Source organism: Spirochaeta dissipatitropha (assembly GCF_054657935.1).
This window is the reverse complement of sequence record NZ_BAAHXT010000003.1, coordinates 181,341-202,110: the sequence shown is the minus strand read 5'-3', so window position 1 is coordinate 202,110 and position 20,770 is coordinate 181,341. Positions and strand designations below refer to the sequence as shown.

The window sequence follows — 20,770 nt, the reverse complement described above, 5'->3', positions numbered from 1 at the left end:
CGCGAATGTCTTGCCGGTATCGGAAATCCGGTTTACTATTGCATTAATATATTTTCATAGGAGGATGTGTATGAAAAAGATTTTACTTTTCATGCTTGCTTTTTCTCTCTGTGCTGCGCTTGCTTTTGCAGGTGGTAGACAGGAAGAAGTCGTAGATGTCGATGACGGGGAACAGGTTGGACAGTTCGAAGGACTGTTGACTGTTGATCACAGCAGCTGGGAAAGGGGACAGCAGGGCGGACGCTTTGTAATGTCTACTTTCGGCAGTGATCCCAGAACTTTTAATACAATTGTTGCAGCTGAAACATCTTCAACAGATGTTACAGATCGTCTGTACAGCGCAGCCGTTCGCAGAAACCAGCTGACCCTTGAGTGGGAACCTGCACTTGCAGAAAGCTGGGTCATTTCTGATGACGAAAAGACCATTACCTATACCCTTCGCGAAGGTCTGAAATGGTCAGATGGTGCGGACCTTACTGCGTCCGACTTTGTTGATGCGGTTAACCTGATCTATCTTGATCCTGCAGTTGAGACCAACTCACGAAATGCATTAATGCCAAGCGGTCAGGCAACAGAATGGGAAAAGATTGACGAGAGAACCTTCAAGGTTACCTTTCCTTTCGTATACGCTGGTATTCTGACTGGTACATCAATTTATCCGCTGCCGATGCACATTCTTCGACCTATCGTAGAAAATGAAGGTGCAGCTGCAATCAATACCATCTGGGGCGTTGACACCGATGTTACCAGTGTTATTGGAAACGGACCTTTCAAGATTCGCAGCTATACACCTGGTCAGCGCGTTGTACTTGAGCGTAATCCACTGTATTGGGAAAAGGATGAGTGGGGAACTCAGCTTCCTTATGTAGATGAAGTGGTTATTGAGTACCTGCCGGATCAAGATACACAGCTGCAGCGCTTCCTTGCTGGTGATCATGACTATCTTTCACTTCGTGGTGAAGATGTCTCCATCGCTATGGAGCGTCAGGAAGAGGTCGGTTTTGATCTTTACAGCGTTGGTCCACGTGCCAGCTCGAACTTCTTTGCCTTCAACCAGAACCCGAACGGCATTGAAGAGCCCGAATTGACCTGGCTTTCAAACAAGACCTTCCGCCAGGCAATGGCTCACCTTGTTGACCGCCAGGCGATTATCAACAACGTAATGTACGGCTTTGGGTATCCACAGTACTCATTTATTCCTCCCTTCTCTCCCTATTTCTGGGAAGGGGCAGCGGATGCATCGTTCCCATACGATCCTGATACCGCTATGGATATGCTTGATTCCATCGATTACGTAGACCGGAATGGTGACGGATGGAGACAGGATCCTGACGGAAACCGCATTGTGCTTGACATGCGTACCAACGCGGGTAACCGCGAGCGTGAGGCAATCGGTGAGCTTTTCGCTCAGGATGCTGCTGAAATCGGAATTCAGGTTAATTTCCAGCCCGAAGATTTCAACACCATGGTTGGCCGTCTGGTCTCAACCTATGACTGGAACATCATTCTCATTGGTCTGACCGGTTCGGTTGATCCGATCAGCGGTGCAAACGTATATCCTTCACGGGGTAACCTGCACATGATCGAGCCAAGCCAGGAAACTCCCCGCCGTGACTGGGAGCGCCGTGTAGATGAAGCATGGGATATGGCTAATAACACAACCAACGAGCAGCAGAGAATTGATGGTTTTCAGATTATCCAGGAAATCTGGATTGATGAAGTGCCGTGGGTTCATACTGTAAATGCAGCGCTGGTACATGGTTACAAGACAAAATGGGGAAATATCAAGCCTCAGTCTGTAACTGGTTTTGAGTGGGATGGTATCCTTCACCGGATTTACCTGAAGTAATCACAAATTAAATTAGAGCGGGGGCAGCTGTTTCGGCAGCTGTCCTTCCTCTGTTCAAGGTCGGTTTTCATGAGCTCTACTAATTTGGCCACACGTATCAACCAGATCAACTGGCGGTTCACCTTACTGTTGGATCCCTTCGTATGGTTGATATTCTTTTCCGGAACTGGTATGGGATGGCTGACATCCCTGTTTTTTGCTGAAGTAGCAATGTGGATGCTGAGACTTGTATGGATCAGCCCGATGATGCTCAGGTTTATCCTGCGTCGGCTGGTGCATATGATTCCCATCGTTCTTGCGGTTGTTGCTATCGGTTTCGGTCTTATTCAGCTTGCCCCTGGTGACGTGTTCACCCAGATGGTGCTGAATCCCAATGTCCGTCCTGAAGACATCGAACTGTTCCGTTCCCAATTCGGCCTGGATCAGCCATGGTATAGACAGTTTTTCCTCTACATTTTTAACGCCCTGCAGGGGAATTTCGGTTGGTCGATGACGCAGCGTGCACCGGTCTTTGTACTGGTTCAGCAGCGTGCGGCAGCAACTATCCTGCTCTCTTTGACATCACTGGCCTTTGCCTGGTTTATCAGTATACCTTTTGGAATCATTGCTGCTACCAATCAATATAAATGGAAAGATCAGTTCATTTCTTTCTTTGCCTTTTTTGGGTTAGCGATCCCGAATTTCTTTCTTGCCTTTCTTCTCATCTACTTGATTTCGCGACTCAATCTCAGCTTTTTCCCGCTTGGGGGAATGACCAGTATTGATCACGAACAGTTGAGCTGGATTGGTCAGCGGCTTGATATTGGCAGGCATCTCATTTTGCCGGTTTTTGTAATTGGAACCAGTCAGATGGCCCAGCTTACCAGGTACATGCGTGGTAATATGCTGGAAATTATGAATCAACAGTATATCGTAACTGCACGGGCCAAAGGGCAGAAGGAAAGCAAGGTTATATACCGTCATGCTCTCAGAAATGCAATCAACCCGATGATTACAATTCTTGGTTTTCAGCTCGGGGTAATTATGTCAGGTGCAGCACTCGTAGAGAACGTACTGGCATGGCCGGGTCTTGGACGTCTGATTCTCAACTCTATTCTGCAGCAGGACTTGTACATGGTAGTCGGCAGTCTGATTTACGGGGTAATTTTGCTGGTAATCGGTAATCTTATTGCTGATATACTTCTGGCGATTGTCGATCCTCGGATACGGGTGAATTAAATGGAAACGAATATTAACGCGACAAATATGGAACCACCTGCAGCAGATGACATTGCGGCAGATATTGGTGCTGAAGTGGATAAAGGACAATCACTGTGGTCGGTATACCTCAGGAGATTTCGCAAGCATACGCTTGGTAAGGTTGGGCTTCTTATTCTTCTGACCCTGTACTCAGCAGCACTTATGGCAGATGTTCTCTCGCCATTCAGCATGACATGGGCGGACAGAAATAAATCCTATCATCCTCCGACAAGTATAAATTACATACACCGCAGTGATGATGGATCATCCTTCCGGCCGTTTGTTTTCGAGCAGCGTCTGGTAAATCAGGCAACCCGCGAGTACGGTATTATTCCTATGCGTGCCTTGCGCGCTATTACCGTAGAGACGCAAGCCGGCCGTTCCGAGCGCAGAGCAATAACTACAGCGCGTACACCGGAAGAGCGAAAAGCCGTAATTATGGATGAAATGCAGCGGCACTACCGTCTGGCAGAAACTGATCCGATATTGCAGCGGCTTTCGAATGAGATAGATTCAATTGAAGCCCTTGGCGATATTGATGAGCACCGCAAACTGAATCTCGGTGTCCGTACCGTTCAGGGAATCGAAACCGATGTAGTTATCTGGCTTGCCAAGGGAAACAAGAATTTTCTGCAATTCTTCGGAGAAGGTATTCCCTACAGATTCCTGGGGATGTTCGATAGTAATCGTCATTTCCTGACTTCTCCTACCGGTGGTTTTTTCCTTATGGGAACTGACCAGCTCGGACGTGATCTTCTGTCACGGCTGTTGCATGGAAGCCGTGTGTCACTGTCAGTAGGTATTCTCGGTGCTGCGATTACGTTCATTCTGGGAATCATTATAGGTGGTATATCAGGTTATTTCGGTGGTGTTACGGATACTATCCTTATGCGGCTCTCTGAAATAGTTATATCTTTTCCATCGCTGTATCTGCTGTTTACCCTGCGTGCCAGCTTTCCGCCTGGACTTAATTCGATACAGGTATATGTTCTGATTATCATGATTCTCTCGCTGGTTGGCTGGGCTACTCTCGCAAGGGTTATCCGCGGGATGGTTCTGTCAATCAAGACCGAGGACTATGTACTGAGCGCCCGTACCATGGGATTGAGCGACTGGAAGATCATTTACCGCCACGTGCTTCCGAATACATTCAGCTATTCGATTATCCAGGTTACACTGGCTATTCCTGGTTTTATTCTCGGTGAGGCGGCTCTCAGTCTGCTGGGACTAGGAATCAGTGAACCCCAGGCATCCTGGGGACTTATGTTGTCCGTAGCTCGAAGCACACGGGTGGTTCAGGATTTTCCATGGATACTTATACCGGGGTTCGCAATTTTTCTTGCAATCCTGGCGTGGAACTTTTTTGGTGATGGTATCAGGGATTCAATGGATCCTCGCAGCAAACATTAATGCCAGCGGAGACAACAGGAAGTATATATGAGTGATAAAATATTGGAGGTTAAAAACCTCCAGACATATTTCGATATGCATGGCTACACCGTCAAGGCTGTTGACGGTGTGGATTTTCATGTGAGTAAAGGTGAGACGCTGGGTATTGTCGGGGAGTCCGGCTGCGGCAAAAGTCAGACATCCATGTCTATTATGCGCCTGGTTCCAAACCCACCGGGGAGAATTGTAGGTGGCGAGGTTCTTTTTAATGGTCGTGATCTTCTCAAACTCAGGGAAGATGAAATGCGGAAGATTCGGGGTAATGATATCTCGATGATCTTTCAGGAGCCGATGACTTCACTTAACCCGGTGTATACAATCGGGTATCAGATATCCGAGGCCTTGATGCTTCACCGTGATATGAGCAAGAAGGAAGCCCTGAAAGAAAGCGCTCGGCTTTTAACGGAGGTTGGAATCAGCGATCCGGAGTCCCGGGTAGCGGAATATCCCTTTCAGCTCTCTGGCGGTCTGCGGCAGCGGGTTATGATTGCGATGTCCATGGCCTGCGAGCCGTCTCTGATGATTGCCGACGAGCCCACAACGGCTCTGGACGTTACCATTCAGGCACAGATTCTGCGTCTCATGGGCAGGCTCAAGGAAGAACGTGACACCGCTATCATGTTTATTACCCACGACCTTGCGGTTATAGCTAACTTCAGTCAGCGCGTCATGGTTATGTATGCCGGTGTCGTTGTTGAAACCACCTCTGTACAGAATATTTTCAAGAAACCAATGCATCCGTATACAAAAGGCCTGCTTGGATCCGTTCCGGTACTCGGTGAGAGCAAGTTCAACAAGGATGGCAGCCGAAGAATACTTCAGACCATTCCAGGTACGTTGCCCGATCCGAAGAAGCCTCGGGTGGGTTGCCGTTTTGCATCACGCTGTCCAAGTGTCATGAAAAAATGCCGCGAGGCAGAACCCGCGCTGGTGCAGCTGGAAGAGGACCATCAGGTCAGGTGTTTTCTCTACTCCAATGAAATACGGAAGCCTCTATATAACGAAACAACGAATGATTCTATGGTCACCGGAGGTGAGGCGTGAGTAAAAAGCTGCTTGAAGTCAGAGGGCTTCGAAAAACCTTTCCGGTAAAGGCAAGTCCTTTCTCCGGAAAATCCCTGAGCCTGAAAGCCGTTGACGGAGTCGATCTCGATATTATGAAGGGTGAGACCCTTGGTCTTGTTGGTGAGTCCGGCTGTGGTAAAACCACCATCGGGCGTTGCCTTCTGCGATTGTATGAACCCGATTCCGGCCGTGTATACCTTGATCCGGATCAGCATCGTCAGACAATTACTGAAGTAGATGCTATAGATCTTGAGTATGCAGAGAAGCTATCCATGATCGAAGAGCGTAGCGGTGAAAAGTCATTTGCTGCCAAAAGAGAGATGCGTAAGCTCCAGCATTCTGCTGATCAAATCAAGCATCGTGCTGATTACATTGCTCGCAAGGCAGATATTCTCTCCATGAACCGGCATGATCTGAAGGCTGCACGCCAGCGTATACAGATGATTTTCCAGGATCCCTGGGCTTCTCTGAATCCCATGATGCTGGTCAAGGATCTTATTGCCGAGGGTCCCAGAGAATTCAAGACTCATAACGGTCCCCAGCTGAATCGCTGGGTAAATGAGCTTCTTGACAAGGTAGGTTTGCCGAGAACAGCAGCCAACCGTTATCCTCATGAGTTTTCAGGCGGTCAGCGCCAGCGTATCTGTATTGCCAGGGCTCTTGCACTCACACCTAGTCTTATTGTATGTGACGAGCCTGTCAGTGCGTTGGACGTGTCGATTCAGGCACAGGTACTGAATCTTCTTATATCCTTGCAGGATGATTTTGATCTGACCTTTGTTTTTATTGCGCATGACCTGAGTGTAGTCCAGTATATTTCCGATAGAATAGCCGTTATGTATCTTGGAAAAATGGCGGAGAATTCGGAGGCCTCGGATTTATACAGGAACCCACGGCACCCGTACACGATCAGCCTGCTTTCTTCTATTCCTGTGGCCGATCCTGACTACAAGAGCTCAGGTATTATCCTGCAGGGAGATGTGCCGAGTCCGGTAAACCCTCCACCCGGCTGTAGTTTTCATCCACGATGCCAATATGCAACAGAGATCTGTAAGCAGGTTACTCCGCAGCTTGAAGATAAAGCGAAAGGGCATATTATAGCCTGTCATAATCCACCGAATGGCTGATCATCGATGATACGTGTTAAATCACATTATGCATTATATGCAGATAATCGGTCCGCTCCGGAGCTCAAGCTGAGTCCTCTGAGGCGGATCGGTTTTGCCTTCTCTGCTTTGCTGCTTCTGACTGCTGCAATCATGGCCTTTCCGCAGATTCAGCAGTTTGATTTCAGCTTCGGCACATTGTTTTATATAGCTCTTTTTGTGGCCTGTTTTGTGGTGGCAGGAATGAATCGTCGTTGTATATTTGATCTTGATGCTGAAAAAATAACCTATCGTTCCAGCTTTCTTGGGTTCAGGCTGTCAGAAAGCACAGATTCCCTGAAGGATCTTGAGTCGGTGCGCTTAACTGCATTGCGTATGATAGGTAATTCTGCCAGGCCGAGTTCGACTGTTCTGAATGCCGGTTTCGGTTCCTATGTAGAAAAGAGAAAGATGTACTACCGTTTGGAGCTCGTATTCAGCGATAAAGTTGAAAAGATTGATGACGGCAGCGACGGGGCAGATATAAATGCCACGGCAAAAACCCTGGCATCACTCATTAATCGGCCTTTTATATACAAAGAAGGCTGATTCCTTCCGATTCTTAATGTATACTTTACATAGATGGCACAAGAAGAAACCCAGAGCATAGCATCTATCCAGAAAAAGCTGCTCGAGCTTAGTCGCGAGAACACGGGCCTGCGCAGGATGCTGAATACTAATCCTTATACCGGACTGCCAATCCGCCGTGTGTGTGAACGTCGTTTGCTGGAACTTCATAGTAATGCACAGACAAAAGGTTCCTATCTGCTTCTTATCCGACTGGATAATGAATATGAGCGGATCAAGGATCTTCGCGACCAGAGTAAGGCTCTACTGGTAAAGACAATTCTCAGAATCCGTAAGCTCTGCGGGGATCAGCTGTATCAGTCTGATAGGCTGGATGAGTTTTTCTGTATTCTTCCCGCCGAGCGCATTGAGGACAGTGAGAATGAGTCTGGAATCTACACCTTTATGGAGCAGCTTAATGCCTCAATTTCCAGGGAGCATGAAGCTCCGGCCAGCGATGTACATTTCGGGGCATTTATTGCAGCTGTACCAGTTTCCGGTTTTTCAGCGGATGATGCTGTCAGGGTGGTGTTTGATCTTCTGCTTGAGGCGATCAGGAACCAGCAGCGCACACTCGTTTATAACCCTGGATTAGCTGATTTGATTCATCGTCGCAGGGGGCTGGAACGCAGCATAGCTGATCAGACCAGTAAAGGGTTTCCTGATTTTTTCCAGCGTTTTCAGCCTATAGTGGATAATGATCATCGTATTTGCGGAGTCGAAGCACTCCTGAGGTGGAAGCATCCTGAATTTGGACTTATACCACCAGATGAATTTCTGTCAATTGCCGAGGAGAGCGGCGGGGTCAAGCATATAGCACAGTGGTCTCTGTATCAGGCTCTTCATGCTTCTGAATCCTGGACTGTGGGCGACAGGAAGCCTTATGTCAGCGTCAACGTATCTGCTTTACAGTTTTTCCGGACCGAGATCGTAGAACGCATTCTCGAGATACTCAAGAGTCTCAATGTGCCACCCGGTAGACTGCAGCTTGAGCTTTCAGATGCAGCCTTCCATGGCAATATAAAGGTAATACAGAGCGGACTCGATCGGCTTCACAAGGCTGGCGTCAGATGTGTTATAGATGATTTCGGTGGCTCTTATTCTGCCCTGAGGCATCTCCCTCAGCTGCCGCTTTCAGCGGTCAAGTTTTCACGCTCCCTTCTGGAAGGAGCCTCAGGAAATCCCGTGCAGGCATCTATTATCAAGGCTGTGATTCAGGTCTGCAGGGATGCAGGAATCCTGACTCATGCTGGTGGCATAGAATCAGCGGCTGAGGCGGCTTTTTTTATTGATATTGGTTGTGATTGTCTTCAGGGTTATTATTACAGTGCGCCAGTAGAAGCCGGGGTAATCAATGATTTCGTTTCAGCCGGAGGAATTTTACCTGCATGATAACTGTAACTATCTTACACTCCGATTGCCAGGGCATGATAGCGCGTGCCCGTTCCCAGGCTTCTTTTGCCTCAGGTGTTGAGTTCCGGCTTGATGCTCTCGATGAAATCAAGGCATCGGATTTTATGCTTCTTGTGAATGAGGGCCTGACGCTCTTTCGCCGCGTGGTAATTACTATTCGTCTGCCGCAGGACGGAGGTAAATATAGTTCCAACCGTGAAGTTCGGAACAGGACGCTTATTGAGCTCCTGAAGAAACTTGATAATAATCCAGGTAATTACATCCGTGGAGGGAGTGGTGCCCCCCGCGACGCGAATCACGGGCTTTTCCTTGATCTCGAGGTAGAACAGGCGGGAACTACTGATGATGTAGAGCTATGTCGACTCTGTGACCGCGTTGATGCACGGGTCATCCGATCCTGTCATGTGTTCAATACAGCTGACTGGAAGGGATCTGACAGAATCGCCAGAACACTGAAGCGAATTCCGGAGCATGAACTACCGAAACTTGCACTTATGCTTGAGGATAGCCGGGATTTACTTGAACTTCTGAAGCTTGCTGGAAATAATCGACCAGGGGATCAGCTTGTGCTTGGAATGGGAAAATGGGGTATCCCTTCCAGATGTGCTCCGCTTGCCTTCGGATCCTTGTGGACCTATGCTCATGACGGGAGCGCCGAGGCTGCACCGGGACAGTTATCTGCTGAATACCTTTCTCTGAGTTGCCGAACCGGGAAGCATAATGCTGATACCCGCTTTTTTGCTATTTTCGGCAATCCTGTCATGCATTCGAAGTCTCCTGAATTTCACAACAAACGTTTTAGGGATGAAGGTCTGAATGCTGCATATATCCCCTTTCCGCTGAGTCATGGTGAGCTTGGCATAGATTTTATGAATGCCTTCCCCCTGAGGGCTGTATCGGTCACTGTTCCTCACAAGGAGGCAACACTGACCTGGAAGGGTGCGCTGCCTGACCCTTCAGTGAGCGCATTGGGGGCTGCCAACACTGCGGTCTTGAATGGCGACGAAATCCAGCTTTTTAATACAGATGTTGAAGGATTTCTGCATCCGCTGCTGGAAAGCGGCTTTCCTTTATCTGACAGCCGCTGTGCAGTAATCGGTGCCGGTGGGGCTGCCAGGGCAGTAGTATTTGCTTTGCTGCAGCATTCTGCAGGAGTAATTGTATACAACAGAACCGAAGCACGAGCTGAACAGCTGTGCAGCGAAATGGCTGTGCTGTTTCCGGAGGCTGACTGCCGTCCTATGGGATTGAGTCCTGATTTAGGTGCGGAGGCCTTTGATCTTATCGTTCAGACGACCCAGGTGGGCATGGCACCGGATGCCGAGGCCGATCCGATTTCCGATTATGTATTCAGCGGAAAAGAGACCCTCTACGATATTATCTACACTCCTGAGTATACGAGCCTGCTCCGGCGGGCGCAGGAATCAGGCTGCCGTGTAATTACCGGAAGAGCAATGTTTGAAGCGCAGGCGGCTGCGCAGAGCCGCCGCTTTATAGCTGCTACCAACTGAAACGGTGAACAGTTGTCCGCCGGTATCTTTGGCCGGGCTCCAGAACTATGCTGGGGTACTCCGTGTGATTAAGTGCATCAACCCAGTCCTGAGTCTCCAGGCAGACAGCTCCGTGCGATTCGATTAGTGCATTGTCCCGAGCCTTGATCCCACCTGATGGAATCATGTTTGAGCTGTAGAGTTGAACTGCTGACTGATCCGTGTATATTTCCATTCTGATGTTGCTGCTGTCTGCGCTCAGCTCTGCCGATTTCTGTACGCTGCGTCCGGTCATCGGATTTTTTTCTGTTGAGCTTTGCAGCAGCTGAGTAAGCTCCGGCGGCAAAACGCTTTCCGGATCAAGCCCATGGCTCCACGACTCATCATTGTTTTTAAGGATATAGCAGTGGTCATAGCCGCCGGCAACCGCTGCAATGTCTTTGCCAATGGTTTTGGTTTCCTGAAAATCCATTTCTGCTGGTACGGTGTGAGCCCCCTGATCGGGGAGTAGTTCACCATTAACCGGCAGATAGCGGTCAGCATGCAGTTTCAGTTCATGCTGCAGTATATTGCCGCTTCCGGCACCGTTCAGGTTCCAGTATGCGTGATTGGTTGCGTTGATAGGACTTGCCTTGTCACACTCGGCTTCATAGTGGAAAATCAGATCATTCTGCTCGGTCAGCCAGTATGCTGAGTGAAACTGCATAGTACCAGGGAATCCTCCCTCACCGTCCGGACGTTCATAGCTGAATATAACGCCGGCAGCCATTTCACTTTCGATGCAGCGGGCAGAAAAATTCTTGCGGGGAAATCCCTGGCTGCCGGAATGCAGGCAGTTTTTTCCTTCATTGGCCTCAAGCTGGAATTGCTGGCCGCTGAGCTGAAATCGGGCTCCTCCGATTCTGTTTGAAACCGGCCCTACTGTCACTCCGAAATAGGGAGGATTGCGGACGCAGTCTTTCAGCTTGTCAAATCCGCAGACCGTCTGAATGGAATCTGTGTCTCCCTGGTTCCTGCTTGCCGGGACTGAGAGTCCGCAGAGGCTTGCACCTACACTGCATACATCAAGGCATACGCCACTGGAATTCTGAATACTGATAAACAGTACATCGCTGCCCTCATGTTTCCCGAGTTTTTTCATTGAAATGGTCATTGTGTTTGCTCCTTGCCCTCCACAGACAGAACGTTACCTCAAAATCCAGGCTATTGCAATCTTGCATGTAGAATCATAGTGCTATTTCGAGCTTAAACGCGTGTGCGTACACATATTTTGTGGACAGCTGCAATGATGTGTGTTAACGTACACACAGGAGGGTAAATCAGTGAATTATGTGATTGGTCTTGATTTTGGTACCGACTCTGTACGTGCAGTGCTAGTGGATACAGGGAACGGTAAAACCATGTCCCAGGCAGTCGAGTATTATCCTCGCTGGAAACAGGGACTGTACTGTGATCCTCACAGCAGCCGATTCAGACAGCATCCACTGGATTATATCGAGACACTCGAGGCGGTAATCCGGCAAACACTTGCTGCATGCCCGCAATGCAAGCCTGGAGATGTAAAGGGGATTGCCGTTGATACCACTGGTTCTACACCGATATTCTGCGATGCTGACGGACTGCCGCTTGCACTGAAGAATGATTTCGCGGAAGACCCCGATGCCATGTTTATACTCTGGAAGGATCATACCAGCGTCCGTGAAGCAGCGGAAATCAATAAGCTGGCCGCAAGTTGGCCCGGGCAAAATCCTGTTGCTTATGTGGGCGGTATCTACAGCTCGGAATGGTACTGGGCGAAAGCCCTGCATGTAATCAGAAATAATCCAGAGGTCAGGAATGCCGCAGCAAGCATGATTGAGCATTGTGACTGGATCCCTGCGCTGCTCACCGGAACTATCGGGGCCGGCAATATAATGAGAAGCCGTTGTGCTGCCGGGCACAAGGTGCTATGGAATGAAGAGTTCGGAGGATACCCAGAAGAAACATTCTTCAAGCAGCTTGATCCCAAACTTGTTGAAATTCGTTCTTCTCTCGGGACAGAGACTCACACCAGTGATGTATCTGCAGGTGCCTTGTCGGCACAATGGGCTGAGCGGCTAGGTTTGACCAGGGACTGTGTGGTCGGAGTAGGTGCTTTTGATGCTCATATGGGTGCCGTCGGGGCCGGAATTGGTCCGTATCAGCTTGCCAAGGTAATCGGTACCAGTACCTGCGATGTGTACCTGGGGCCGGATGAATCATCTAATGATGTAGTTGTAGGAATATGCGGTCAGGTTAAGGGTTCGGTTATCCCTGGTAAAACCGGGTATGAGGCAGGGCAGTCGGCATTTGGCGACGCCTATGCATGGCTTAAAAAAACATTGATGTGGCCGCTTTCACTGATTGAGGAATCTGCAGCAGCTGAACATGGGGTTTCCGATACATCGAAACTCGAAGCCTTCCTGAATGACGCAATTCTTCCCGGACTTGAAGCGCGATGTCGGGATATCAAACCCGGGGAAAGCGGAGTGCTGGCCCTGGATTGGCTGAACGGCCGCCGCACACCAGATGCTGATCAGCTTCTGCGTGGTGGTTTTGCCGGTCTGAATCTTGGAACCGATGCCCCGAGGATGTATAGAGCTCTGGTTGAAGCAACAGCCTTTGGGGCGCGGGCAATTGTCGAGCGCTTCCGCTCTCAGGGACTGGAGGTGCGTTCCCTTATCGCTCTGGGCGGTGTATCCCTGAAGTCGGAATTCGTAATGCAGACCCTTGCAGATATTGTGAACATGCAGATTTCTGTCAGTGCCGCAGAGCAGGCTGGTGCTCTGGGAGCAGCAATGTTCGCTGCTGCGGCAGCCGGTGTATACCCGAACGTGGAAGCGGCACAGAGGGCAATGTCAGCTGGCGTGCACAGGATTTATGAGCCGAACCCGGTGAACGCCACCCTGTATGATGAAATCTATCAGCAGTATCAGGCATTCGGAGAGTTTGAAGAGCGCTATTCAGAATTCAGGTCAAGGGATCGGGATTGAACAAAACGAAAGAAGGAGAAATGAACATGAACACAGAAATATTCAAGGAAAAAGAGATATGGTTTATTACCGGCAGTCAGGACCTCTATGGCGAGGAAACCCTGAAACAGGTAGCCCAGCAGTCCGGTAAAATAGCAGATGGCTTGAATGCCTCGGCCGGGCTGCCGGTCAAACTTGTATGGAAACCGGTGGTTTTGAGCAGTGCCGGTATTGCGGGGACAATCAGGGAGGCGAATGCTGCCGACAGCTGCATCGGGATTATTACCTGGATGCACACCTTTTCACCGTCCAAGATGTGGATTCGCGGTCTGTCAATTCTGAACAAGCGGCTGCTGCACCTGCATACCCAGTTCAGCCGGGATATTCCCTGGGATTCCATAGACATGGATTTCATGAATCTGAACCAGAGTGCGCATGGAGACCGTGAATTCGGGCACATCAACGCCCGAATGAATCTCAAGCGCAGGGTTGTTGCCGGGTATTGGCAGGATAAAACTGTTCAGTCAGAAATAGGAGCCTGGATGCGGGCCGCCCTTGCCCTGGATGAAGCCGCACATCTCCGGGTCGCCCGCTTCGGCGACAACATGCGGAAGGTCGCGGTGACCGAAGGTGACAAGGTAGAACTCGAGATCGCGCTTGGTGTACAGGTCGATGGATATGGAATCGGGGATCTGGTCAGCGCCTGTGATAAAATCAATCAGAATGAGATTTCACAGCTGGTAGAGGAATATAAAAAGCTCTACTCCTTCAGTCAGGATGTGCTTTCCAGTCCGGAAAAAATGAAGGCCGTCGAAGAGCAGGCCAGGATTGAACTCGGGCTGCGTTCCTTCCTGGACGCCGGGGGCTACAAGGCTTTCACAACTACCTTCGAGGATCTCTACGGTTTACCTCAGCTCCCGGGACTTGCCGTACAGCGTTTAATGGCTGACGGCTATGGTTTCGGGGCGGAAGGAGACTGGAAACACGCAGCTCTGGTGCGCATAGTCAAGGTAATGGCTGCCGGATTAGCAGGCGGGACAAGCTTCATGGAAGACTATACCTATCATATGGATCCTGAAAACTCCCTGGTTCTTGGTGCCCACATGCTTGAAATCTGCCCGAGCATAGCAGCGGCAGGAAAGAAACCATCACTCGAGGTGCACCCTCTTGGAATCGGAGGCAAGGCTGATCCGGCACGTCTGGTCTTCGATGGAGAGGGCGGTGCTGCAATAAATGTATCTCTGGTCGATATGGGTGACCGTCTGCGCCTTATTGTGAACGAGGTTGAGGCCTACAAGCCTGAGCAGAGCATGCCAAATCTGCCGGTGGCCAGGGTACTCTGGAAACCACTGCCTGACTTCAAGACCGGTCTTGAGGGCTGGATACTTGCCGGCGGAGCACATCATACCGCATTCAGTACGGCTGTGCATGCCGGACATATTGCTGACTTCGCTGAAATGGCAGGCATTGAACTCATACGGATCGGAAAGGGCAGCAGTACTGAAAGCCTGAAACAGGAAATCCTTCTGAGTCGTCTTGCTGCAAAGCTGGGGTGATTATGAGCGTATATACAGCGATCAAGGAAGAAGCCTACGAAGCAAACATGGGTATCCCCGCTCACCAGCTGGCGATTTTTACCTTCGGCAATGTCTCGGTAATAGACCGAGGCTTGGGCGCAGTGGCAATAAAGCCCAGCGGAGTGCCGTATGAGGATCTCAAAGCAGAAGACATGGTGGTTCTTTCACTTGAGGGTGAGACCATAGAGGGGAAACTGCGGCCGTCCAGCGATACGCCTACACATCTGCATCTATACAGATCCTGGAAGGAAATCGGCGGAATTATTCATACCCATTCTACATATGCAACATCCTGGGCCCAGGCCGGGCGTGATATTCCCGTGTACGGCACCACTCATGCCGATCACCTTGCAATGGATATTCCCTGTGCCAGCCTTATGAGTGCTGCAGAAGTAGAGGGGAACTACGAGCTTGAAACCGGCAGACAGATTACCAACTGCTTCAAGCAGCGGGGTATACGGGCAGAGTTCTGTCCCATGGTTCTTATTGAGGGGCACGGTCCCTTTGCCTGGGGTAAGACAGCCGCCAAAGCCCTGTATCATGCAGCTGTCCTGGAACAGATCGCACAGATGGCCTGGATGACCGAGAGCCTTGTTGCGGCCAGAGGGCTTCCGCGCTACTATACTGAAAAGCATTTCCAGCGCAAACACGGGCCTGATGCCTACTACGGACAATAAAGAAGAGGGGGATTATGAGCACATCCGATCAGCCAGTAACAATCAAGGATATTGCCAGAATGGCTGGCGTATCCATCGGCACCGTTGATCGGGTGCTGCATAATCGAGGCAGAGTTCTGCCGGAAACCGAAGCCAGAATCAGGGAGGCAATCGAAAAGACCGGATATGAACCCGCTGTTTTTGCTTCCCGCCTGAGTAAAAGCAGATCATCTTCCCTCGGGATTATCATGCCGCTCCCGGAACAGGATTCCGGCTACTGGGAACTCTGCAGGAAAGGGCTGGAACAGACGGCCGCCGATCTGAGACTGTATAATGTAGCAGTCAATTACTTCCACTTTGACAGGCATTCGCCTGTGTCTGCTGAGGCAGCAGTACGAGAGGCAGCCGATTCAGGGGCTGAGGGTTATCTGATTGCCCCGGTTCTGGCTGATTTTTTTACCCAGGTGCTGCAGCAAGGCTGCCTTGGAAAGAATATTGTCCTTTTTGACTCCGATATTCCGGATGCTGATTTTTCCTGCTGTGTCAGTCAGGATGGCTATGCCTCGGGACGTCTGGCGGCACGTCTGCTGCTGCAGTCAATGTATGAAGCTGTCGCCCGGAACGGAAACAGGCCCTTCAGCTTATTTGCAGCAGATATCAGCGGCAGCGACTATCATCTCAAGCAGCGCTTATCGGGCTTCCTCTCGTATCTTGAAGAGCGGGCTATCCAGGTTCAGGCAGTCGAAGGTGAGGATGGAGATGCCGGCCCGATCCGTAAAAGAATACAGGACCATGCCCTGTCATTGGCAGGAGTATTCGTGCCGAATGCCATGACCCATGCCTACAGTGCAGATTCAATCGGTATTGAGAATCTCGAGCTTCACATTGTCGGCTATGACGCCATTCCCGAGAATCTGGCAGGAGTCCGGAACGGTGAGATCGATTATCTCATTTCTCAGCGCCCCGAAGAACAGGCTGCCGCAGCCCTCGGGAATCTCTATCGATCTTCGATACTCCGCAAGGAAATCCCTCATCGCGTCGTCATGCCGATCGATATTGTCGCCCTGGAGAATCTGAGTGACTCCTGAATAATCGGAGGTCTTCATGAATATGAAACTGTTGATTGACGAAAATGCACTGGAACTGCTGCCGGCTGAGCTTGCCCGGCTGTATCCCGGGAGGGAAATCTGTCTGGTATCCGATGCAAATACCCGGTCTGCTGCAGGGCAAAGAGCCGAATCGCTGCTTGCCTCCAGTGGAATCAGGGTGCACAGGATCGATCTTGGTGGGAAGGTGCAGGCTGATGCCGACAACTTCCTGCTGCTTCTGAGCAAACTCGACAATCATTCGGTCATTGCTGCCTGTGGTTCAGGTACCATAAACGATCTATGCCGCTATGCTGCATTCAGGATGAATTTGCCCTACTTTGTAATTGCCACAGCACCTTCAATGGACGGCTACGCCTCGCATGTTTCTCCCATAACCATACATGGCGTTAAACAGACCTTTCCGGCTGTTATTCCCGATCTTGTGTGTGCTGATATCTCAGTATTGAAGGCTGCCCCATTCGGGATGATACAGGCTGGATTCGGGGATATGATCGGGAAAATCACCTCCTTACTGGACTGGAAGCTCTCGGCTCTCCTGACCGGAGAGCCAATCAACAATGATTCACTGATTCTCATGCAGTCACAGTTGGATAACATGCTCTGCCTTACGGTGGATATTTCTGGCTGCAGTTCAGATTGTATCGAGGCTCTTGCCCGAGGTCTTATCGGCTCAGGGACCGCAATGTATCTCGCTGGTTCATCACGGCCGGCTTCGGGCTCGGAACACCATATTTCACATTATCTTGAAATGTGTGGCGAGATGCATGAACGCAGCCTGCCGCCGCATGGGATCAAGGTCGCCTTAGGTCTCTGGTTTTCCGGAAAAATGTATGAGGAACTGTATCGCATGGATCTGTCAAAGCTGGCAGTTGAGCATGACTGGCAGGGAAGGGAGGACCGGATTCGCAGGTACTATGGTGAACGCTCGGATTCAGTTCTACAGATTCTCAGACAGCGCAGGAATACCGATGTGCTGGATACCATTACATTGCAGAAGAAAGCAGCCGAGGTGCATGATCTTATCGGCAAACATCTTGAGACCTTACAGCGGATACCGGAATATCTGGAGAGCAGCGGGATCTGGCAGCGTGATGATCTCGCCGGGATACCGAATGACTGGATATATGCCGCCGTCAGAAGCGGTTTCGAAATCAGAGACCGATTTACCATTGCAGTCCTGCTTGAGGTAACCGGTCAGCTGGAAGGGATCAGCTCAAAGCTCTTGAAGGAGTATGGTGATCCTCCGGAATCTCAAGAATAAACTCTGTAGGCTGACAGCCGGCAAGATACAGTTTTCCCTTGTGATGATTCTGGACTATGTGCCGGGAGATGCTCAGACCCAGGCCGGTGCCCTCTCCGGCTTTTTTGCTGCTGTAGAAGGCTTCGAATATTTTTTCACGGTCCTCTTCAGGGATTCCTGTTCCGCTATCGCTGACGCTGCAGAAAATGGTGCCTTCTTGTTTCCAGGCACTGATTCTGATCCAGGGATGAGTATCGGATGCATAGTCAGATTTTTCTATAGCATGTGCTGCATTCAGAAGTAGATTTACCAATACCTGGCTCAGTTCGCTTTCAATGCAGTACAGTTCAATTTCCGGAGGTACCTGTATTTCCATGTGTACGCGTCCGATTGCAGGACTGGTAAGAGCTGCACTTTTTCTGACGATATCGGCAAGAACGGTCTTGTTAAATTCTTTTGCAGTATGCATGCCTCTGGAATAATGAAGCAATGACTGAATGCTGGCCGATATCCGCTCCAGACCTTCATGTATATCGGAATAAATATCGGTGGTGGCTTGATCCTTGCTTTCTTCCTGAAGCTCCAGCTGCTTGATACCGCTGATAATAAAACTGAGAGGATTGCTGATTTCATGTGCCATATTTGCGGCCAGTTGGCCTATTGTCGATAGTCGTTCCTGTTTCTGAAGCATTATCTGTAGTTCCAGTAGACGCATCCGCTCGGACTGAAGAGTGCTTATGGCATTATTACGTTCCTGCAGCAGGCGGTTCCAGGAGCTGACGTCATGTATGGTTACGGTTGTACCTGCATGTCTGCCGTTCTTGTCCACCAGGGGCTGTATCCAGATGTCAAGATGCTGTAATTCCGTGTTTTTTACCCTGCTGGTCTCGAAATTGCTCCGTTCATTCAGCGGCACTGACTCAAGCAAACCGTTTAGTGTGCTGCAGCTGCTTATATGGCTGTCAATAATCTGCACCGGATCTATATCGAGCAGCACCTGTGCATAGTTGTTGACATCCTGAACATGGCCGTATTCATCCAGAACCAGCACTGCGGAATGCACATCCTCGAGTATAAAATGCCTGTTCACCGGAAGTATGCGCATAAGGCTGTAGCGATGAACCGCCAGGAAAAAGAGAACTCCTGCCAATGCGAAGGCTACCGGAGTATAATCCTTGCGGATAGATGGAAGGAGGCGGAAGACGTAGAGAAGGTTAAATAGAATTGGAATAAATGCCCCGAGTGAAATCAGTACTGTCTGCCGCTGGATTGCATGTCTGGATGCCGCTGTAACGCTCACCATGAGTACTACACCGCCGATCAGTAAGAAGTACAGATAAATTCCGTAGATCCAGAACCATGGACCGTACACGGGACGTAAGACTGTGTAATTGCCGATGCGGGTTGCTCCAACATTCACCCAGAATTGAAGATGATACTCGTTGGTCCAGATTACGATTACGATAATCACCGGAAGTATGGTGAACCAGCGGAGGGTTTTCCATGTGCCCAGGTGAGGGAAACCGGCAAAACAGAATCCGAAGGCGAGCCAGGCCAGCCCTGAGCCAAGGAAAAACATGTGGCTGACCTTGGCGGCGGATATTGTGATTATTTCTGTGTTGGCAATCAACTCTACTGTGTTTGCAGCAAGGAAGAAACTGACCATCAGCAGATACCAGATCAGCGACCTTGCTACCTGCTTGCTGCGGTAAGGCGCGATCGAGCTTATGGCAAGCAGGGTTGAGCCCAGGGCAAAGGGGGCAATAATCAGGAAAAGATGATAATCAATTGCGGAAGGCATGTTTGGAATGCATCTTGATGCTGACTATGGTGAGATCCTCCCGGCTGAAAGTGCTGCCCTTCAGCTCATCCAGGAGATCCTCTGCACCCAGGAGTCGGTGAATCTGGCTGATAAAATCCTTGTGAGCGTCTGCCTGGAGAAACATTTCTTCAAGCAGGGTCCATGGGACGGAGTGGCTTGCGCCTCGGTCATAAACACCGTCAGTCATAATAACAATTCTGTCATGCTCATGCAGTTCAAACTCCTCTGCAGCGTACATCACTGTCTCGTGGAAGCCGAGGGCGGGTGCCTGCAAGGGAAGCATAATCAACTCATGTTTACGGACAATGCAGATGGGCGGGTTTCCTCCGCCGCTGAGACGCATGGTCATGGTCGATGGATCGATCAGGACAGCCGAGCAGGATATGAGAATATCCAGAACGGCAGAGAAGCGTTTACAGAGCTCCTTGTTCAGTCGATTTACAAAGTCCTCTATGCTGTATTCTGCACTGAGAATTCTTGATTTAAGGTTGTCGAGGCTCATCTTGAAGACCGTGGCTGCCATAGCTGGCTTGACTCCGTGGCCACTGACATCCGATACGAACACAGCAAGGCGACCATCAGGCAGCTGCAGACTCTGGTAGTGGTCTCCGCTTACAAATATTCCCGGTGCAGCTGCGCTGCTGGCCTGGAAGGTATAGAAGGGTGATTCCGGAGTGGCTGTGGAAAAGAATTTGCTCTGGAATTCTCCGGCTGCCGTAAGCTGATTCTCTATCTGTCTCTTGAATTTTTTCTCGTCTCTTCGTTCCCTTACACGACACAGTGCCCGGTTCAGTTCAAGTTCAAGCTTGGTCTTGTCCCATGGTTTCAGGATCAGCCCTTGTAGCTGGGTAGATGCTGCCTTGGTAATATCTTCCATGTCGGAAAAGGCTGTCAGCAGGATCAGGCCGATGTCGGGGTAATGATCAGCAATAAACTGCAGCAGCTGACTTCCCTTCATTTCCGGCATTCTCAGATCGGATACGACAAGAAGTACTTCATCAGCATGCTCTTCCAGATAACTGAGACACTTTGACGGGGAGTCTATGGTTTGCAGCTTGATATTCTGCTGACTGAGCCATGGACCTAGATCACGATCGATCGCCCTGAGGACCGGCGCATCGTCGTCAACACAAATTATGGTTTCGTTCATTTTACATCT

The 20,770-nt window shown here is 50.0% G+C and carries 16 protein-coding genes; 13 read left to right on the top strand and 3 right to left on the bottom strand.

What is annotated here, in order from left to right; all coding sequences use genetic code 11:
• Positions 1-70: 70 nt before the first annotated feature.
• The 8 genes from ACYQ2L_RS04495 to ACYQ2L_RS04460 all read left to right on the top strand — a co-directional run bounded on the left by ACYQ2L_RS04495 (position 71) and on the right by ACYQ2L_RS04460 (position 10,238).
• Entirely contained in the window at positions 71-1,849 is a 1,779-nt protein-coding gene (locus tag ACYQ2L_RS04495; protein ID WP_460051558.1) for an ABC transporter substrate-binding protein, read from the top strand.
• Between the two features lie 69 nt (positions 1,850-1,918).
• The gene (locus ACYQ2L_RS04490) at positions 1,919-3,067 is read left to right on the top strand and encodes an ABC transporter permease (protein ID WP_460051556.1); all 1,149 of its coding nucleotides are present in this window, start codon (positions 1,919-1,921) and stop codon (positions 3,065-3,067) included.
• On the top strand, positions 3,068-4,498 hold the full coding sequence (locus ACYQ2L_RS04485; RefSeq protein WP_460051554.1) for an ABC transporter permease: 1,431 nt from the start codon (positions 3,068-3,070) through the stop codon (positions 4,496-4,498).
• A gap of 27 nt (positions 4,499-4,525) precedes the next feature.
• On the top strand, positions 4,526-5,581 hold the full coding sequence (locus tag ACYQ2L_RS04480) for an ABC transporter ATP-binding protein (protein ID WP_460051551.1): 1,056 nt from the start codon (positions 4,526-4,528) through the stop codon (positions 5,579-5,581).
• The gene (locus tag ACYQ2L_RS04475; RefSeq protein WP_460051549.1) at positions 5,578-6,729 is read left to right on the top strand and encodes an ABC transporter ATP-binding protein; all 1,152 of its coding nucleotides are present in this window, start codon (positions 5,578-5,580) and stop codon (positions 6,727-6,729) included. Before ACYQ2L_RS04480 ends, ACYQ2L_RS04475 begins: the two co-directional genes overlap by 4 nt.
• A 6-nt stretch (positions 6,730-6,735) precedes the next feature.
• Positions 6,736-7,296: a hypothetical protein gene (locus ACYQ2L_RS04470; RefSeq protein ID WP_460051545.1), complete on the top strand. Its 561-nt coding sequence runs from the start codon at positions 6,736-6,738 to the stop codon at positions 7,294-7,296.
• Between the two features lie 33 nt (positions 7,297-7,329).
• Positions 7,330-8,706: an EAL domain-containing protein gene (locus ACYQ2L_RS04465; protein WP_460051542.1), complete on the top strand. Its 1,377-nt coding sequence runs from the start codon at positions 7,330-7,332 to the stop codon at positions 8,704-8,706.
• A complete protein-coding gene (locus ACYQ2L_RS04460; RefSeq protein ID WP_460051539.1) occupies positions 8,703-10,238 on the top strand; it encodes a type I 3-dehydroquinate dehydratase in 1,536 nt (511 codons plus the stop codon). The genes ACYQ2L_RS04465 and ACYQ2L_RS04460 overlap by 4 nt, the downstream gene beginning before the upstream one ends.
• Here ACYQ2L_RS04460 and ACYQ2L_RS04455 read toward each other — a convergent pair.
• A complete protein-coding gene (locus tag ACYQ2L_RS04455; RefSeq protein WP_460051534.1) occupies positions 10,228-11,370 on the bottom strand; it encodes an aldose epimerase family protein in 1,143 nt (380 codons plus the stop codon). The two genes, ACYQ2L_RS04460 and ACYQ2L_RS04455, sit on opposite strands and share 11 nt — an antisense overlap.
• A gap of 169 nt (positions 11,371-11,539) precedes the next feature.
• Here ACYQ2L_RS04455 and ACYQ2L_RS04450 point away from each other — a divergent pair, with 169 nt between their 5' ends.
• Genes ACYQ2L_RS04450 through ACYQ2L_RS04430 form a run of 5 tightly spaced genes read left to right on the top strand, consistent with a single transcriptional unit; the run spans position 11,540 to position 17,810 of the window.
• Entirely contained in the window at positions 11,540-13,228 is a 1,689-nt protein-coding gene (locus tag ACYQ2L_RS04450; RefSeq protein ID WP_460051530.1) for a ribulokinase, read from the top strand.
• Positions 13,229-13,254: 26 nt separating this feature from the next.
• Positions 13,255-14,763, top strand: coding sequence for an L-arabinose isomerase (gene araA / locus ACYQ2L_RS04445; protein WP_460051527.1), 1,509 nt, complete (start codon positions 13,255-13,257; stop codon positions 14,761-14,763).
• 2 nt (positions 14,764-14,765) lie between these two features.
• Complete coding sequence (gene araD / locus ACYQ2L_RS04440) at positions 14,766-15,461, top strand: L-ribulose-5-phosphate 4-epimerase AraD (RefSeq protein ID WP_460051525.1); 696 nt, start codon at positions 14,766-14,768, stop codon at positions 15,459-15,461.
• A gap of 14 nt (positions 15,462-15,475) precedes the next feature.
• The gene (locus ACYQ2L_RS04435; RefSeq protein WP_460051523.1) at positions 15,476-16,528 is read left to right on the top strand and encodes a substrate-binding domain-containing protein; all 1,053 of its coding nucleotides are present in this window, start codon (positions 15,476-15,478) and stop codon (positions 16,526-16,528) included.
• A gap of 16 nt (positions 16,529-16,544) precedes the next feature.
• Positions 16,545-17,810, top strand: coding sequence for an iron-containing alcohol dehydrogenase (locus ACYQ2L_RS04430; protein ID WP_460051520.1), 1,266 nt, complete (start codon positions 16,545-16,547; stop codon positions 17,808-17,810).
• Here the strand turns inward: ACYQ2L_RS04430 and ACYQ2L_RS04425 are convergent.
• Positions 17,758-19,590 (bottom strand): histidine kinase N-terminal 7TM domain-containing protein, encoded by a 1,833-nt coding sequence (locus tag ACYQ2L_RS04425; RefSeq protein WP_460051516.1) that lies wholly within the window; start codon positions 19,588-19,590, stop codon positions 17,758-17,760. The genes ACYQ2L_RS04430 and ACYQ2L_RS04425 overlap by 53 nt on opposite strands.
• Positions 19,574-20,761, bottom strand: a complete 1,188-nt coding sequence (locus ACYQ2L_RS04420) for a SpoIIE family protein phosphatase (RefSeq protein WP_460051514.1) — start codon at positions 20,759-20,761, stop codon at positions 19,574-19,576. Before ACYQ2L_RS04420 ends, ACYQ2L_RS04425 begins: the two co-directional genes overlap by 17 nt.
• Positions 20,762-20,770 lie beyond the last annotated feature (9 nt).